At 51.3% G+C, this 18,369-nt stretch carries 12 protein-coding genes; 6 read left to right on the forward strand and 6 right to left on the reverse strand.

Annotated elements, in window-relative coordinates:
- Positions 1-69 precede the first annotated feature (69 nt).
- On the forward strand, positions 70-4,578 hold the full coding sequence (locus B036_RS0107730) for a DUF7619 domain-containing protein (protein ID WP_020568126.1): 4,509 nt from the start codon (positions 70-72) through the stop codon (positions 4,576-4,578).
- A gap of 156 nt (positions 4,579-4,734) precedes the next feature.
- Here B036_RS0107730 and B036_RS0107735 read toward each other — a convergent pair whose 3' ends face one another.
- From B036_RS0107735 to B036_RS0107750, 4 genes are all read right to left on the reverse strand, one after another.
- Positions 4,735-5,592 (reverse strand): 5-oxoprolinase subunit C family protein, encoded by an 858-nt coding sequence (locus B036_RS0107735; protein ID WP_020568127.1) that lies wholly within the window; start codon positions 5,590-5,592, stop codon positions 4,735-4,737.
- The gene (gene pxpB, locus B036_RS0107740) at positions 5,577-6,260 is read right to left on the reverse strand and encodes a 5-oxoprolinase subunit PxpB (RefSeq protein ID WP_020568128.1); all 684 of its coding nucleotides are present in this window, start codon (positions 6,258-6,260) and stop codon (positions 5,577-5,579) included. Before pxpB ends, B036_RS0107735 begins: the two co-directional genes overlap by 16 nt.
- A 399-nt stretch (positions 6,261-6,659) precedes the next feature.
- Positions 6,660-8,438 carry an asparagine synthase (glutamine-hydrolyzing) gene (gene asnB, locus B036_RS0107745; protein WP_020568129.1) on the reverse strand — a complete coding sequence of 593 codons (1,779 nt, stop codon included), beginning with the start codon at positions 8,436-8,438 and terminating at the stop codon, positions 6,660-6,662.
- Positions 8,438-9,556, reverse strand: coding sequence for a glycosyltransferase (locus B036_RS0107750; protein ID WP_020568130.1), 1,119 nt, complete (start codon positions 9,554-9,556; stop codon positions 8,438-8,440). The genes asnB and B036_RS0107750 overlap by 1 nt, the downstream gene beginning before the upstream one ends.
- A 138-nt stretch (positions 9,557-9,694) precedes the next feature.
- Here B036_RS0107750 and B036_RS28480 point away from each other — a divergent pair, with 138 nt between their 5' ends.
- A complete protein-coding gene (locus B036_RS28480) occupies positions 9,695-10,549 on the forward strand; it encodes a glycoside hydrolase family 16 protein (protein WP_020568131.1) in 855 nt (284 codons plus the stop codon).
- Between the two features lie 115 nt (positions 10,550-10,664).
- Here B036_RS28480 and rfbC read toward each other — a convergent pair whose 3' ends face one another.
- Entirely contained in the window at positions 10,665-11,192 is a 528-nt protein-coding gene (gene rfbC / locus B036_RS0107765; protein ID WP_020568132.1) for a dTDP-4-dehydrorhamnose 3,5-epimerase, read from the reverse strand.
- A gap of 157 nt (positions 11,193-11,349) precedes the next feature.
- The gene (locus tag B036_RS28485) at positions 11,350-11,901 is read right to left on the reverse strand and encodes a DinB family protein (RefSeq protein ID WP_020568133.1); all 552 of its coding nucleotides are present in this window, start codon (positions 11,899-11,901) and stop codon (positions 11,350-11,352) included.
- A 234-nt stretch (positions 11,902-12,135) separates the two neighbouring features.
- Here B036_RS28485 and B036_RS0107775 point away from each other — a divergent pair, with 234 nt between their 5' ends.
- The 4 genes from B036_RS0107775 (at position 12,136) to B036_RS0107795 (ending at position 18,185) form a co-directional block, all read left to right on the forward strand.
- Positions 12,136-13,545: an HTTM domain-containing protein gene (locus tag B036_RS0107775; protein WP_020568134.1), complete on the forward strand. Its 1,410-nt coding sequence runs from the start codon at positions 12,136-12,138 to the stop codon at positions 13,543-13,545.
- A gap of 45 nt (positions 13,546-13,590) precedes the next feature.
- Positions 13,591-14,694: an aminotransferase class V-fold PLP-dependent enzyme gene (locus B036_RS0107780; RefSeq protein ID WP_020568135.1), complete on the forward strand. Its 1,104-nt coding sequence runs from the start codon at positions 13,591-13,593 to the stop codon at positions 14,692-14,694.
- Between the two features lie 591 nt (positions 14,695-15,285).
- Positions 15,286-16,923 carry a hypothetical protein gene (locus B036_RS0107790; protein ID WP_020568137.1) on the forward strand — a complete coding sequence of 546 codons (1,638 nt, stop codon included), beginning with the start codon at positions 15,286-15,288 and terminating at the stop codon, positions 16,921-16,923.
- Positions 16,924-16,982: 59 nt separating this feature from the next.
- Positions 16,983-18,185: a radical SAM protein gene (locus B036_RS0107795; RefSeq protein ID WP_020568138.1), complete on the forward strand. Its 1,203-nt coding sequence runs from the start codon at positions 16,983-16,985 to the stop codon at positions 18,183-18,185.
- Positions 18,186-18,369: the final 184 nt, after the last annotated feature.

An 18,369-nucleotide genomic window follows, 5' to 3' on the forward strand; every position in this document is an offset into this window, starting at 1 on the left:
GTTGCCGGATTATTGTAATGTGGGAGAGTCTGTCTTCCGCTGAATGCTTTGCCCAATAATCTCTTTCCCATGCGACACTATCTACTTTACCTACTGTTATTTCTATCCTTCGCACTTTCGGCTCAATGCCTCGTTGAAGCGGAGCTTCTTTCCACCTCCTGTATTGTAGATATTGAGCGGTACACCGCCGAATTCGAAGTTCGGGGGGTAAATCCAGGAACTGCGGGAGGCTTTGAAGTAACTGACATTGAAGGCAATGTCCTCGGAAGTGGAACTTACCCGGGGATTTTCACCTCAGGTTCTTTCCTTATTGGCCAGGACATTTTGCTGCTTTTTGCAGACACCTCCACTACCGGCTGCCACGATACCATTCAGCTTGTTTCGCCTGATTGTCCAAATGTTGATTGCGAGATCATAGTTTTCTCAGAAAACACTTTTTGCGACGACATTCAGGAGGTTTACTACCTGGAGACTTTTGTAGATAACCTAAATAATAATAACAATTCCGGCTGGGTTGCTACTGACGAGCAAGGACAGATTTTGGGAGAAGGCGTTTACGGAACTACTTTCACCTTTGGCCCCTTTGATGGAGGGACAACTGCGAGGATATTCTTTGAGGACATTGATAATATTGCCTGCCAGCTGTTATTTGAAACCGATGGTCCCGATTGCTCAGTGGAGGAATGTATCCTTACTGCACAGGTGGTCGCTACTCAATGTGATCCTACCCAGAATGTCTTTTTTATGGACATCATTATAAACGGCATGAATCTGGAGTCATGGGTCGCTACGAATCAGTTTGGGCAGTTCGTGACTCAGGGAAATTATGATGAGACCACTACGTTTGGCCCTTTTCCTGCGAATACGAACGTAAGGCTCATATTTACGGATGCCAACGAGCCCGACTGTAGCTTTTTGTTTGAAGCTCAGGCTCCTCAATGTGAATTAAACCCATGTGGAATCGAGGTCGAGTTCCTGGAAAACGAATGCACGCTCGACGGTTCGGGCGTATTCTTCCGCTTTACCGTCAATAGTACTGAAGATGGAACCTGGGAGGCACTACAGATTAATATGACCGGACAGAGTAATACCGGACAAATATTTCGGGCCGGGCCGTTTGGCCCTGACTTTGGTGGCCGGGTTAATTTTAGCTTGTCCGATGTCCCTGAATGTTCCATCACCCGTGACCTGCCCGCCGCTACCTGCCCGGAATTTCCGTGCTTCGGCTTTAGGGTGGATGCTGGACCAGCCCTCCCCACTTTCTGCGAAAGCGGTGATGTTTGGGAATTCATACCGGTAAACGGGACCTATCCCATGTCTATCGAAATATTTACTGTCCCATCTGGCTTCAGGGTTGTTCTCGACTCTTTATTCGCACCGGGTATCTACGGTGACTTCCTCGACCAGGGGGATTACCGCGTTGTTCTTACCGATGTTAATGGTTGCATTGCCGAGCAAGATTTTTTTGTAGAGGCCAATTTCTGTTCCTCCCTGCAGGGACGGAGTTGGTTGGATACTAACAGAAACGGTATTCAGGACGTCAGCGAAACAGTGGGCGTATCCGCTGAGGTATTGTTATTGAATGAGGCCGGAGATATTGAACAGGTAGCCGTAGCCAGCCAGAATGGATTCTTCTTCTTCTCTAACCTCCTCGAAGGTTCTTATATGTTGCAATTTTCTCCCATTGGACAGGAGGTGGATGCGACCACGCCATTCGTCGGTGACGATGAATGCAGAGACAGCAACATTGATCAGAATAGTTGGACTACTCTGCCTTTTCAAGTTAACGGCGGTGACCAGCTTAGCTGTATCGACGCTGGTTGGATCGAATCCAACTGTGATTCGCTCTTCATTAGCCTGGACCTTGAACATGAAACGACTTCTTGTGGAGACATTCCCAACATCATCGTTAATTTCTTTTCTGCGGATTACCCGGTAGAAGTAACCCTCTTCGGTAACGGGAATGAAATTGAATCACGAACCCTTGAGGCTGAAGAACAAGTTGTTTTCACGGCCACCGAAACAGGTTTCTTCGCAGTGCTTATTACCAATTCACTAGGCTGTGCAGTGGAACAAGGTATAGACGTTGAAGAAATTCAGGGCCTCAACGTTGTCATCGAACAAACTGGTTCCATTTGTACTGACGATGATCCCGCTACGCTGACGGCCATTGTCCCCAACGTCGATCCTGTGAACCTGTTCTACGAGTGGAGTACTGGTGAAACCACCAGCAGCATTACCGATTTGGTGGTTTTCAATACCTATGCGGTTACCGTCACAGATCAGACTACCGGTTGTTTCGGCTCGGAGATCTATGTCGCCAATGGCAATCAGAACGATAGTCTCTTCATCATCGAAGAACCTTTTGTAATCGGTTGTGATATGGATTCCGTCTATGTTAGTATAGATTCCATACAAGATGGTTATACTTATCGTTGGTTCGGCCCACTCAATCAAATATTCGACGGCCCCGGGTTCTGGGCGGTTATGCCCGGCTTTTATTACCTGGAAGCCTTCGGTGAAAACGGTTGTTCTTTTTCCGGGCAGGCGGAAGTGGTCGGTGGTTCACTGGAGGATATCAACCCAATTCTGTTGGTATTTCCTAATGATTCGATCTGTGCAGAACATAACTGTATCCGGCTTATTTGGGAAGGTCCGTTCTTTGGTACTATCCCCGGTGGCGTAGACGTACTTTGGGAAACCCCTAACCCGGTAACGGACTCCATCGCAAACGCTAACCCATTCGGTACACTTTGTACCTTCTATCCCGGCTTGCACCGGGTGACGATCACTACGGAATGCGACACCATCGTTCGTTCAGTCGTCCTTGATGATCCCAGAGGCTGTAGCTCCATCAGTGGCCAGCTGTGGGTAGACCAGGCGGCGGATTGTGACCTCGACCCCGAAGATACCCCCGTCCCGAACTACGTCCTGATGCTTACTAATGAGGACACCGGCGAGATGTATTATGTGATGACCGACGCTAACGGCTTCTGGCAGTTGGAAGTTCCGGAAGGATCGTATACCGTGGTGCCCTCCCTTGCTCCCGGAAGCCCTTTTGGCACCTGCGACCCCGCCGCATCGGTCACGCTGGGCAACCTTCCCGTTACTGGCGTGAACGTCTTTATGCCGGCCATCGCTTCGTGTCCGCAATTAACGACAACGGTAGCCATGCCTTTCCTCCGGCGCTGTTTCAATAACACCGCATGGGTGGAGTATGAAAACCGTGGAACCGCTACGGCCATTAATGGTCAGGTTACCGTTACCCTCGATGATTTCTTCGAGGACGTCACCGCTGTGCCAGCTCCGGTTAGTCAGGATGGCCAGACCTACACGTTTAACGTTGGCGACATTGCTCCCTTCCAACAAGGCCTCATCTTTTTCCATTTCCGGGTAAGTTGTGATGCGGAGATCGGGCAAAACCACTGTGTGGAAGCTTCCATCACGCCGGATGCCCCCTGTGACCCTGATCCGTTGTGGGATGGTGCCCTGGTGAACGTAGATGCTGTTGGCTGTAACGGTGACAGCGTATTGTTTAGGATCACCAATATTGGCGTCGAGCAAATGTCCGTCCCGCTCAGTTACGTCATCGTGGAAGACGGAATCATGCTCTTCGCAGCACCACAGGTTAACGGGCTATTGATGGTGGGCGAAGTGATGGACATCATGCTTCCCGCCAACGGCAGCACGTACCACGTGATCACTAATCAGGAGCCTAATGCACCGGCCAACCCAGAGCCAACGGCTGTTCTGGAAGGCTGTAATGGAAATGGCGGCAATGGTTTCAGTACCGGGTTTGGTAATATTCTCAACCTTGCGAATGGACCGCTGACGACCTCTACCGTCTGCCGGGAAAACCGTGGAGCTTACGATCCTAACGATAAGTATGGCTACCCACTTGGTTATGGGGCTCAAAACTTTATCCCTGAGGGAACCCGCCTGGATTACGCCATCCGCTTCCAGAATACGGGTACGGATACGGCCTTCACCGTGATCATTCGGGACACCATTCCTGAATCGCTCGACCTTGCCACCATCAAAATGGACGCTGCCAGCCACCCCTACACGGTTAGCCTGGACACCCACCGGGTACTAAGTTTTGTCTTCGAAAATATCCTGCTGCCCGATAGTTCCGTGAACCTCGCGGGTAGCCAGGGGGTAGTTAATTTCAGCATAGATCATGCTGTCGGTTTGCAGCCGGGAGATGTGATTTTGAACGAGGCTGCCATCTACTTCGACTTCAACGAGCCGATCATCACCAACCTGAGCCGGCACACGATCGACAAGGACGGCTTGCCAACCGGAACCCGAAACCAGCTTGCTCAACAGGTAGCCGTTGGTATCTTCCCCAATCCTTCAACGGGCCGGATCAACGTACGAATTCCAGATCAGCGGATCCAGGCTACGGACCTTCTTCTCATTACGGATATTTATGGGCGTCAACTGGCTAAAGCAAATTATGCTTCTGCTGCCAATGGTTGGGATGTCAGCCATTTACCCGCCGGATATTACCTCGTTGTGGTCACAGACAGGCAGGGTAGGGCAATGGGACGTGCCGGGTTTGTAGTTAGTAAGTAGTTCATAGTTCAGTAGTTCATAGCGGCCAGACTATGAACTACTGAACTATGCACTAATATGGCGCGCCCGCAGGTGCAATATGAAGTAAAAGGAGCAATGAGGCTGTGGATTTGCGATTGTTTAAGGACAGTTCGCGACGCAGTCGCTCAAACCGGCTCATTTTTGAAAAATGAACTGAACCTCCCCACCAATGGCTGCCTGGAAAGCTGCGGCCAGGTTAGCGGGTTCATTGGCCAGCAATACCCGGGGGTATCCACCGACGGTCTGCGCTTCCGGCCCGAGTAAAATCGGGCCAGCCGGTGTGAGCTGAACGGTGCCGGGAAGGACGGGTGAACTGATCAGGGACGGTAACTGAAAAGGAAGGAGTTGGCCAGTAAGCCTTATGCCCTGGCGATTACTGTCCGGACTAACCAGAAATACCTGTTTTAAAAGTATAGCCTGCTGAGCCGGCGTCAACCAAACCCATTCCGGACCGGGGGACACCGACAGGAGGTGTAGATCAGAAGGAAAATGCAGATGGACCTCAAGATCTGACTGATAGGGAACCTCTGCTTCCCAATTGACCGAAGTTGTCCACCCCGTGGTGACCGGGGACATTCCCGGGAGGCCGGTCTCTGCGCTACCCAGTATTTCCGGGAGTGGCCAGGTTCCCAGAATAGCCAGGTAGCCGCGTAGTCCCTGGACAGCCATAGAACCAGTTAGTAATCCGTCTCCGTCGAGGTAATGAACAGTATAAGATTCTAATAGGCGGCCATTAAGCCGCCAGTTCATGTCGGCGCCGGTTAGGACGAATTGCCCTTTCCCGCTTAGCAGCCAATGGCCGCCAACCAGGGTAAGTTCGAGGCAGGTAGCCTGGTCTGGCCGGCCCAGGAGTCGGTTTGCTGCGCTTTGCGCGCGTAAGTCGGCGGCCCCACCGGTGGCGATCCCCTGGGCCCGGTAGCCCGGCCGGCCGCCGTCTACTACAAATGCACCGCCGCCTGGCTTCAGGCATCGTACGGTTAACGTTCCGGCCATGGCGCAGGAGATTTAGATAATTTAAGAAAGGCTGCGGCTGAAACCGATCGGAATTTGACCCGGTCACCTGCCCGCAGCCTCGTCGGATCGTCCCCCGGGCGAACCACTGACCAGGGACAACGCCCGATCAAATTCCACCCGCCCGGCCCGTCTGCGGGATAAATGCCGGTCTGCCGGCCAGCTAACCCAACCGAACCCGCCGGGACGTTTGATCTGGGGCTCTCCTTCCGGTTAATCGTAAGTGCCTCGGCGGTGTCCCCCAGAAAGGCAAAGCCTGGCTGAAACCCGACTTGATACACCAGGTAGTCCGTCTTGGTATGAAGGTTGATTAGCTGTTTTTTACTCAGTTGGAGTTTTCCCACAACAAAGTCAAGGTCAGGCCCATCATACAGCACGGGAAGTTCATGGACAACCGGTTTTTTTATTTCGAGCGCTGAAAGACGAAGTTCAAAGATGAATTCCCGGAGGCGGTAGGCGCTAATTTTCGGGATAGAAAAACGCACCATCAAAGAGGCGTAAGCCGGGATGCATTCTAAGACTCCCGGGTGCTCCAGCAACTTAGCAGCATAGGCGTGGACGCTGGTACTGATGGCCGGAGCAATCCGTTGTTCCCAATTGATCAGGAGGGCGTCGGGGCCGTAAGGAAGAATGTGTCGGGGAAGACGCATGGGGATTCTGATTTTTGATGGGTTTCGGATAAAGGCCTGCCTGGCAGTTATCGTAATAGTAGAAGGCTTCAGAGATATTCGGTAAAACGGTGACCACGTTGTGGTCGAACCTTATTTGCCCCGGGTGAAAAACCGCAAAGCGGGCTTTTACCCGGGGCATGAGGAAATATACAAACGTTGCGGCGCTGCGCGCCGCCAATTGCTACCCCGTCCATTAACCCCGGATTAGGGCGTTCCGCCTCATCCGGAGGTAATGAAATTTGACTCCTGCGGAGTCTGTTAGGGTTATATAGCCAAGAATTTCTAAAGATTTTCAAACCGATACGGAATGATGCTCCTTTAGCAGGAAGTGAAATTAGGCCCAACGGAGCATTAATTGGACACCCGGCGCAAAAGAAACTATTTCCTGCAAAAAACCGCCCAGGCCCACCACCGCCAAACCAGTGGATAATGCCGGGTTTGCTTACGTTCCAGCACCCGTTGGGCAAACTGATAAGTTTCAGCTTTCAGCAGGGCGTCGGGGCGGGAGAGGTAGGTTTTGATCTCCGTTAGGAAAAAGTCTGAGTGCTCCTCAAGCCAGCGTTGCTGGGGGGTGGCGAAGCCCAGTTTCCGCTTTCGGGCATAGACCTCTTTGGGCAGTAAGGCCCGCAGACTTTCCCGAATGCCGGCTTTTCGCACGCCGTTGCGGAGTTTGAATTCGGTGGGGGCGGAGAGGAGGAAGTCAACGATCCGGAAGTCCAGGAAAGGCGGCCGGCTTTCAATGCCGCAGGCCATTGCACTGCGGTCTTCGTGGCGTAGTAGAACGGGCAGGCCAACCTGGGTCAGTAGGTTGATGGAGGTGGATAAAACATCTTTATCCTGGTTTCTAACGAAGGTTTCTTTGGCGGCGAACGCAGGTGCCAGGAACGTTTCAGGAGCAAGGTTGCCAAACCTTCGTTGTAATCTCGTGCTCAATTTATCGGGAGCCATGCGGTAGTTTTTGGCGACCTGCCAGGTCGCCTTAACACCTGGCAGCATACCCTGATGAAGCATCTCCCGGAGATAAGGCCCATAAAATTTATCGTAACCCGCACCGATCTCGTCAGCCCCTTGCCCGTTCAGGATTACCTTTTCTCCCGTTGCCTGCACGAGCTGCATGAGCCGGTAATGTATGACGACTGCTGCGGAAGCCAAAGGTTGGTCCTGGCCCAGGGCGCAGGCTTCGTAACTCTTGAGAAAATCGTCCCAGGTGGGTAGCAACGGGTGATTCGTCCCTCCGGTGTCGCGAATGACCGCAGCTACGTAGGGCGATTCATCGTAAGGCGTACCGGGGAACAGGGCCGAATAAGAGCGGTGGCCCGGCCCCATCACCGCAGCAATTGAACTGCTGTCAATTCCGCCCGATAGGGTAAGGCCAGAGCCGACGTCAGACCGGGTGCGTAGCCTGACCGCGTCCGTTAACAGGGCCTGGAATTCTTCGTGTAAGGCGGCGATCGGTCCGGGCCTGATAGCCGTGGGTAAGTGGTAGTAGGAAGTGTACGTCAACTCATCCGGCGCGCCCAGTGGGCAGACGGCGTAGTGGCCTGCCGGGAATTGACTGATTCCCGCCCAAATAGATTCCGGTCGGTGATCCTGCCAACCATGTACCAGGAAATCCCTGCCCACTTCAAGGTTAAGTGCTGTTCCCCCGACCACCGTTTTACGAAGGGTACGTGGTTCTGAGGCGAAGGCCAGTAATCCCTGGGTCTGATGGATGTAAAGTGGCTTGATGCCGATGCGGTCCCGGCTGAGGATCAGCTGTTGTTCTTTATGGTCAATGATGGCCAGGGCCCACATGCCATTGAAGCGCACGAAACAATCCGGTCCCCAGGCCAGCCATGCGGCCAGGATGACTTCGGTGTCCGTACTTGACTGGAAGGCGTAGCCTTTTGCCCGAAGTTCCTCCCTCAATTCAGGGAAGTTGTAGATGGCTCCGTTGAAGACAATGGTCAGCCGGTCTGCATAATCGAGCGGCTGGCGCCCGCTTTCGGTTACGTCGTAGATGGATAGCCGGCGGTGCGCGAGGAGCCAACCGTCAGCTGCCGTTATTCCCGTTTGGTCAGGACCACGATGGGCTTGCACCCGGTTAGCCACTTCACCCATTGGCCGGAGGTCAGCTGCTTTGGTGCCGGGTTGTATGATGCCGTAGATTCCACACATCAGCGACTGATTTTTGTGGAGGCAAGGGCTTCCCGATATACATCTTCCAATTGCTGTAGAATCTGGTGAGGGGTGTCATTGCCCACGTAGCGTTGGTGGCGTTCCTGCCGTGCGGTTAAACTGGAGGCACCAGCTTTTGCCCATTCCAGAATGGCCGTAGCCAGTGCTCTGGGGTCATTGACGGGGACGATGGTTCCGTCTTCTGGCATTAGGCCAAGGTCTGCCGGCCCACCACAGTCGGTCGTTACCACGGGCAGGCCACAGCAAAGGGCTTCAGTAAGGACGATGCCCTGCGTCTCTACTTCGGAAGAAAGGACGAACAGGTCGTGTTCCCGCATTCGCTTGACCACCTCCGATTGGCTTAATTCACCTTCCAGTGTAATCGCTTTAGCCGCTTCAGGATGTCTGGTGAGGAGTTCTTTAACGAGGTCCGGGTCTCCGTTTCCGGCAATAGTAAGCCGGAGAGATTTGTCTTTTTGTCGCGCCAGGTCGAACGCCACCATCAGCACATCAAGTCGCTTTTGCCAACTGAAATCGGACAGGTGGAGTAGTCGGAAGCCTTGTTGGTCAGGAAGTTGGTCGGGCGGAGAGAAGTGTGTACGATCTACCAGATTAGGGACGACTTCCAGCCGGGCTTTCATACCTGTTTTTCGCAGGCCGTTGGCCAGCGCCTTGCTAACGGGGAGTAATGCGAACACCTTGCGGGCGGCCCTATTGGCCAACCAGTAATCCAGCGGGCGATCCCGCCAGGTTTCTCCTTCCAGATAACGACTGGAGTGGCAGGAGACGACGAAGGGGACCCCGAGTTGCCGGGCCAAACGCATGGCAACGATGCCTCCGTCGATCAGGACATGGGCATGGATGAGTTCAGGCCTCCCCCGGTAAGCCTGCCGTACCGCCGTCCAGGCCCTGCTCCTGTTAACCAATCGTTGCACCCGCGCGCCGCCGCCCGCATAATAAGCCGTTATCAACTTACCGAAAGCCTCATTTTGAGACGCCAGCTCGATTGTCCACCCTTTCAACTCGGGGTCCGGCGTCACGTGCAAAACTGTTATCTGATGCTGCGTGGACAACAGTTCCGCAAACCGCTGCACAAAGTTGCCGTCCTGTGTATGCACACGGTTGGGGAACCAGGGAGTGATAAGGAGGATTTTGATAGTTGGCTGAATTTGGCCGAAATTAAGAAGAGTCGTAAGACAAAACTACGCTAGAAGCACCGACATTGCTACCTTTGCGGCAGCAATCCCACGAATCCAATGAAAACCTCGATCTACTTACTTATTCTCTGCTTTGCTTTTGGCTTCACCAGTTGCAAAAATGACCCTCAGGTCAGCATGTCTGAACCTACAAAGATTAGCCCCGAAGGGGAATCATACGTACCCGATGGTTATAACCTGGTTTGGAACGACGAATTTGACCAGGGCACGATGCCCGATACCAGCCGCTGGGGTTACCAGACGGGTAATCATGGCTGGACGGCTAAAGAAGTCCAGATGTACACTGAAGCTGATTCCGCCAACGTCGGAGTGGAGAATGACCTGCTACGCATTACGGCCAAGGCTGAGAAAGATAAGAGGTACCCTTTTTCCAGTACTCGGTTGGTTACGAAACATAAGGCTACTTTCGAGAAAGGTTACTTTGAGTTCCGGGCGAAATTTCCTCCCGGAGAAGGCCTTCGTTCCGCTATTTGGATGGTCGGAGATACGGTTTCTAAAATTGGATGGCCGTTGGCTGGTGAGATAGACATTGTAGAACACTACGGCAAAATCCCCACGGCCATCGGCGCTGCGGTTCAGACGCCAGCTAATTTCTGGAACGGAAAAGGCCAACTTGGGGGATCAACGCTGATTCCAACGGCCACGGAAGCGTTTCATGTTTACGGCCTGGAGTGGACCGATGAACTGATGACTTTTACCATCGACGGAAAGCCCTTCTGGAACTATGAGCCGCTGCCTGGACAAGGCATAAAAGGCTGGCCATTCGATTGGCCTTTCTATATGGTGATCAACGTTTCAGTCGGTGGCGTCCGGGGGGCTAGGTCCGAAAAATACCAGGAAGAGGACTTTCCGGCTAATTTACTGATCGATTACGTTCGGGTTTACCAGAAGTAGGTAACCCATTGTGGCAGGCGATGCGGGGAACCATTAAGGCACTTAGGCATGTCGGTTAGCTTAAAGTTCTAACCGACAGGCATTAAGATCTACACTAAGAAAAGGGCCGCTTTTCTTAAACCAGCGGCCAATTCAAATCCCTTTCCGCGACGGTGAATTCAACGTCTAGTTCTGGCCATTCAATACCGATGGTTGGATCATCGTACCGCAGGCCCGCTTCGGCCTGAGGGGCGTAGAAGTTGTCACATTTGTAAGAAAAAATGGCGGTCTCGGACATTACCAAATAACCGTGGGCGAAGCCCCGGGGGACATATAACTGCCGGTGGTTTTCACCGCTTAGCACCACGCCAAACCATTGGTGTAGGGTAGGGGAGTCCGGCCTTAAATCAACCGCTACATCGAAGACCTCGCCGGAAACTACGCGTACCAGCTTTGCTTGTTCGTATTCGCCCGTTTGGCGGTGCATCCCCCGCAGTACTCCGCGGGGGCTCATGGCCTGGTTGTCTTGTACGAAAGGACGGTCAATGCCGGCTGCCGCGAAGGTCTGCTCGTTCCATGATTCCAGGAAGTAACCCCGCTCGTCGCCAAAGACTTGGGGGGTGAATAGTTGCAGGTCGGCAATGGGGGTGGGGGAGAAGGGCAAGGAACAAGTTTCAGGTTGCAAGTTGCAGGTTGCAGGTTGCAGGTTACAGGTTGCAAGTTACAGGTTGCAGGAGGGGCAGCGCGGCAAAAGTACGAACTCTGCAACACTTGCAACCAGGAACGTGAGCGCAAGCGAACACTGCAACTTGCAATTTGATTTACCAACCCCGGTACCGGGGAGGATCCAGCTCAAGCAACCTGAGGTAAATAAGCACCTGAGCCCGATGGTGCGTCGCATGATCCTGCAGGAGATAGACGATGACGCGGCGGCTTTTGGGGCCGGCGAAGAAATTGGGGACTTCCTCTTCCCAACGTTCTGCCGGCAGGTTGCTAACGGCAGCAGCGCCGTAGTCATAAGCGGAGTTGAGCAGGGAAATCAATGCTTCCCGATCAAGGGTTTCGGCCTTAAGAAGTTCGCTGAGGGCTTTTTCGTTGAAGTCGCTTGGTTCGTAATCCAGGAACCGACGGGAAAGCCCGAACATGTTTCCGGAGATGTGCTGAATTTGCTCCTGTACACTCATTTGCCCTTCCGTTGGACGAAAAGCCAGACTGGAGTCTGGAACAATAGCCAATGCTTCGAGGGTATATGCCCGGGAGTTTTCCCATTTTTCGAGCCATTCGGCCTGGGCAGGAAAGTCGACGCTTTCCTGGGCGGAGAGTGAATGGCCGAGGGAAAACAGAAGGAGAAGTGAAAGGGTGATCTTGGTCATGCCGTAAAGGTAAGTAGTCAGGTTGTCAAGTTGTCAAATTGTCGAGGGGAGCAGTTGTCGGGCTGAACGTTTTAAACGAAAACGAGGGGCTGCGCTTGCTCCTACGGATCTGCGCTGACCCCTCGCTACGAGAGACGGACCTCCGGCCCTACATGAAAAATCATTCCAACCTAAACTTACCTTGTCGGCAGAAATACTAACTTGCCCCAATAGACCAATAGTTCAACCAGCCCAATGCCCAACGAACTAAAATCCCTTTTCCGCCCCGTAGACAACGGCACCCTAGTTTTCCTGAGGATTGCGCTGGGGTTACTGGGCGGTGGCGACATTCTGGGCAACGGCATCTATTTCCATTGGTACCTCGATGATTTCAGCGGTTATACCTTCCGTTTTTATGGTTTCGAGTGGGTTCACCCGCTGCCGGAACCTTTCTTTTCGCTGTTTTTCATTGGCGGCTTCCTGCTGGGGATTGCCGTGGCGTTGGGTTGGCGATTCCGGATCACCGCCCCCTTGTTTGCCCTGGCTTTTAGCTACCTGTTTCTGCTGGAGAAAGCCCATTACCTGAACCACGCTTATTTATTTACCTGGCTTGTTTGGTTGCTGGCCCTGACGCCGGCATGGCGGGAGTTCTCGCTGGATGTCCGCCGAAAACCAGCGGAATGGTCGCCAACGGCCCCGGCCTGGTGCGTGTATTTGTTCCCCGCACTGATGGGCATCGTGTATTTTTTCGGAGGGATTGCCAAGATGAACCACGACTGGCTGATGGAAGCCATGCCCCTGCATATGTGGCTGAAGGGAAGGGCGCAAATGCCCATCCTGGGCCCAATCTGGGCGCTAAAAAGTACGGCTTACATCATGGCTTGGGGAGGCATGCTGCTTGATTTTACGGCAGTGTTCTTGCTGTTGCATAAACGGTTGCGGTGGGTGGCCCTGGCCTTGTTGATCGGCTTTCATGCCACCAACCACCTGATCTTCAACATCGGCATTTTTCCCTACCTCTCTATGGTCCTTACAAGTATGTTTTTTGCCCCGGATTGGCCGAAGCGATTCGTCAAATGGATCGGGAGGAAGTGGGCGCGTACGCCGGTGCAGGGTTGGCTTGATGGATGGCAGGCCCGGGTCAGTGGCGGTCTGTCGAATGGCGAGCTAAAGACAACTATCCGGGGACAAGGCTGGCAGTTTAAGCCAGCGAATGTGCGTCCCATCCTTTTCGGCTTAGTGCTGGTTGGTGGCGTTATGATCTTCCTTCCGTTGCGACACTGGTTGTTTTCGTCCGACGTCGCCTGGTCCGAAGAAGGCCACCGCTACAGCTGGCGGATGATGCTGCGCAGCAAGCAGGGCGCAGGGAACTACCGCTTGGTGGACCGCGCCACCGGCGCGGAGGAAACCGTCACCCTCATCGATAGCCTGACCCGCGTCCAGTACCGTAAAATGTCGACTCACCCCGACATGATTTTGCAGTACGCCCATAAGCTCCGCGACCAACGGGCTGCCGCCGGCCAGGACGTGGCCGTTTGCGCCCGCTTCACCGCCCGCCTCAACGGCGGCCCCCGCGTGCCGCTGATTGACCCGGAGGTGGACCTAAGTCAGGTGGCGTGGCAATGGTGGGGGGCTAAGGAATGGGTTTTGGGGGAGGGGGAGTGAATACTTTAACTTAACCCAATAAGCCCTAATCGTAAAGCAGCCAATATGACCACCCCCAAAATCAGATCCCTGTTCCCAGCCACAAAACAAGCCATCTACCTAAACAGCGCCTCCCAGGCGCCGCTGAACACCTTGGTGAACGACAGATTACAAGCGCATGTAGCCACAGAGCTAAATCCGATCGGTCGAAAAGGATTTCGCCGGGAGACGGTACGTGAATTGCTGTCAAAGTTGTTGGGTGGTTCCCCGGAAGAATACGCTTTAACCACCAGCACGGGTGTTGGCCTGGGGATGGTGGCGCAGGGCCTCAACCTTAAGGAGGGAGACAATGTGGTAATCCCCGAACGCGAGCACTGGAACAACACTTTTCCCTGGCTACAACTCGAAGCAAAAGGTATTGAGATCAGGTTCGCAAGGCTCAACGCGGACAACAGCATTGACCCCGCGACCATCGAAAAACTTGTTGATGACAATACACGGGTAGTTGCCATCGCTGCGGTAAGGTTCAACAGCGGTTTCAGACCAAATCTGGCGGCCATCGGGGAAATAGCCCACGCAAAAGGAGCACTGTTCGTAGTGGATGCGGCGCAAGCCGCCGGGATGATTCCCATCGATGTCGAAAGAGACCAGATTGACGTAATGTCGGGCTGTGGGTTCAAATGGCTGCTCGGCCTGCACGGAACGGGCTTTCTGTACGTGAGTAACAGGGTCGTGAATAGGATTGATCCGGTACTGCCTGGTATGTACGCCGCAAGTAAAGTGTACGACGAACTTTTGCTTCACAAAGACGCCAGGAAATTTGAGACCGGTACCATCGCCTACGCACTCTTTAATGCCTGGATTGCCGGACTAGAATTGCTACTTGAAATTGGCATTGAAAACATCTACGAGAAAGCGCTGGAAAACACCGACTTGCTGCTTGAAGGGCTACGTGAAAAGGGATACCGAATTGTGACGCCAACAAATAAACGAGCAGCGCGAACAGCCATTGTTCACTTTAATACAGGGGCCTATGATACCACTAAAGGGCTTTACGAAAAGCTCAAAAATGAGCGCGTTTTAGTGACTTTACAAGCGGAGAATATTCGTGTTAGCCCGAATTTTTTTAACACAAAGGAGGAAATTGGCCTATTCCTGAGTTTGGTGTAAGCGGTGACCGTTTGCTTTTCTAACCTGCCTACGGGCCACTTGTCATAGATGGTATGAAACGTGTCTTTCTCCATACACTCCGACGCTAGATGGCGATGGAGGTGGCGCTCCTAAACGAAAAAGATAACCCAGACTTTAAAGCCTACGCCCATATGCTCGGATTTATCAACAATGGTTTACTGGCAAAGGATAGTGTAGGGCTAAAACATCTGCAAGTGGCGCTTGGCCTAAAGAATTAGATGTTTTTTTGGGCGACTAAGCTTGAGACGTTTATGGTCAGTTCGCTAATCTATACAATTGGCCAGTCAATATTGACTGGCCACTCGCCCGCTTATTTTAGGGGCGCGGCCGCAGGATGCAACCAAAGGACTAAAAGCAAGAAAAGCTGCATTGGTCGTATGCGTTTATGCGACTTTTTATGTCCAAATTGTATAGACATTGAAAGATAAAGGTCATCTCATTACATGACAGAAATCATTGATTTTATCACCAAGAAGCCATTTGCTTTGGAGTGAAATAAAAGAGACCATTCATTTAAAGTGCTGTTGATTTTATTTTAGAGTTTACCATTATTGGACTAAATATATAATCATGAACGCACCGATATCTACCATCGTCAGAAAGAGTGGGGTTTACCTTGTATCCATCGTGCTGTTATTCCTAGCACACAGTTGTACTTACTTTAAAGCTAAAGTAGCCTATTCTGACTTTGAAACCAGTATTAATAATATTGGAGACACCTATCAATATTTCGTTCTGCATGACGGAGATGCAATGTATGAGCTTGCCGGATTAACGGTAGATTCAACAAGTGTTTCGGGAAATCTGATGCCGATTAAAAAACCGGTATTATATAGACCAGGTCGCACAAGTCGAATTAGGGAGAACGAACGTAGCATTCTAAATGAAGTTCACGTATACCTGAGAGCGGGAACTGAAGCTTTGCAAGTAGGTTACGCAGATATTCCCTTAACCGATGTTCTAGAAATCAGAATCATTGATAAAGATAATGGCGCTACCACAGCTTCTTATGTTTTTAGTACGGTTGCGGTTGCAGGAGCAGTGGTGATAGCAGTTGCTGCATTAGCTTTTAGTAACTCCAGTGCTCCATCTCAAATGAGCTCTTGTCCGTACGTTTATGTCAATAGCGGAGAGACTTTTGTTTTTACGGGAGAAGCTTTTGGTGGTGCCGTTGGAGCCAATTTAGTCAGAGATGATTATATGCCTTTGCCCGCTATGGCGCCAGTTGACGGTTCTTATCAATTGCGGATTACCAATGAACTGAAAGAAAAACAGTATACAGACTTGGCTGAGCTTATTTTAGTCAATCACCGGCCAGAACAAAAAGTGTTGTTGGATAAGACTGGTAACGTACAGGTCCTGGAAAATCTGCAAGAACCCGTTAAAGCTACATCTTACAGTGGCACTGACCTACTGCCATCAATGGTAGAAGCAGATAGCGAGATGTATCTTTTTAATGATGAAGATTTTTCTGAAAACGGGATTGTCCTGACCTTTAAAAAGCCAGCTCATGCACCTTCTGGGAGATTGTTGATTTCGGCAAAGAATACCCTTTGGTTTGATTATGTAATTGGCGAGTTTTTTAAAAAGTACGGAGGCTATTTTGGCGCCTTTATGAAAAAGCAAGGAAAAATATCCAGCCCGGATCAGTTGGAAACAATACGGGACAATAATTTCCCGCTGTCAATTTATGCCAAACGAAATGGGGAATGGGAATTAGTAGATTACTTGATGACCGTCGGGCCACTGGCTGCCCGGGATTTTGCCGTTCCGATTGACCTGGGAAAATACCCCGGCGAAGAAATTGAAATCAAAATAGAGACAGGCTTTATGTTTTGGGAGGTAGACCAGATCGCCATGGATTTTACAGACAATTCTGATCTAAGCATTGCTCATTTACAACCACTTAGCGCATACGGTACTGGCCAGCAGGATTGGAAAGCGGCCCTCGAAAAAACAGATGAAGACTATATGGCGCAGGAGAAGGTAGGGGAGGTGACCGAGTTAAGGTATGCCGTGCCACCTGTTCCCGCTGGCCAGGTGCAATCAGCCTTCCTGCACACTCGTGGTTATTATGAATTGATTCGGGATTTTACGGGATTCCCCAAAATTGCTGAATTAAATAAATTTAAGGATGGCGCTTACTTTTCAACGTTTTCCAGGGCTGGCTATTTTAAGGTGTTGGGCAGAGAAGGAGAGGTGGAATAACTAGAAAACGTGTCGCATTGATACCTTCGATTTAGGTGTTGTGTGTAAAAATAAAGATCATGAGCGTACAGGAATTAGCCATCAAAGAAAGCGTAACTGTTTCTCAACAACCCTCCAGGCTGGTTAGAGATAGGTTTGAAAGAACCAGACTTAAACTGCGGGTGTTTCACCAAATTTTTGGCATAATCCTCCATAAAACGGGCAAACCTCTTGCTGCTTTGCGGATGGTTTGGGAGATGATGAGGAAATTTCAAACGATTTTCGGTGAACCCATGCCCACTAAAGTGGCAAAAGTGGGCAAGCGCTATTTTTGGCACTTAGGAGTCGCGGGGTTTCCTTCCGAAGCGTCGCTTAGGGTGCATGGTAATGAGGTAAGCCGCTTTATTTCAGGGCAGCAACCTACTGGCTTACGCTCCTTGCTGTTTGCGATCACCAAAAAGTGCCCAATGAATTGTGAGCATTGCTTTGAGTGGGACAACCTCAACCAGCAGGAAGAACTCAGTACGGCCAACCTCGTTCAGATCGTCCTTAAATATCAGGAGTATGGGACTTCGCAAATAATGTTTAGTGGCGGCGAACCCATGCTTCGAGTCAATGATATTTGCGAGGTATTAAAAACAGCCCAATCAGGCACCGACTTCTGGATTATTTCTTCCGGACTTGGATTAAACCTGGAACGAGCTCATCGATTGAAGAAGGTAGGCCTGACCGGCGTAATGATAAGCCTGGATCACTTTGAAGCTAACAAGCATAACGAATTTAGAGGCTTTGAAAACGCTTATGACAGCGCCATTCAAGCGGTAATAAATGCCAATCAGGCAGGACTGGTCACCACCTTATCTCTTTGTGCTACCAAAGACTTTACTACGGCAGAAAATCTGGCTGCTTATATGAATCTGGCCAAGTCCTTAGGTGTTTCCTTTGTCCAGATACTGGAGCCCAGAGCAAGCGGTAGGTATAAGGGGAAGGAGGTGGAATTAGGGAAGGAGGAAATCCTTTTGCTTGAAAAAACGTACATAGAATATAATACTACCCCAGCATATGTTGACTTCCCCATCGTCAATTACCTGGGCTACCATCAAAGAAGAGTAGGCTGCTTTGGAGCGGGCAATCGCTTCTTTTATATTGATACTGATGGGGATGCTCATGTCTGTCCATTTTGTACGAATAAGGTGGCAAATACGTTGCAATTTTCCGCAGAGGACATGGTCAATTTAGTAGGGCAACATGCCTGTCATGCATTCGACAAAAGTGATTTTTGAAGTGTAGCCCTGCACTATTTTTGCTCACAAGCTGGAGCCAGATGTCAGAAGTAACAAGCGCCTTTAAGGTTGATACGACTGGAAATAGTAGTCGGATTGCGTGATTTGCCTGCATCGGGAATTCAAAATTTATTGCTTCGGTAATAGGGATAAAGTCACCTCAAATGGTGAAGCGATATGTGAA

The sequence above is a fragment of the Neolewinella persica DSM 23188 genome (genome assembly GCF_000373105.1).
Taxonomy (GTDB): Bacteria; Bacteroidota; Bacteroidia; order Chitinophagales; family Saprospiraceae; genus Neolewinella; species Neolewinella persica.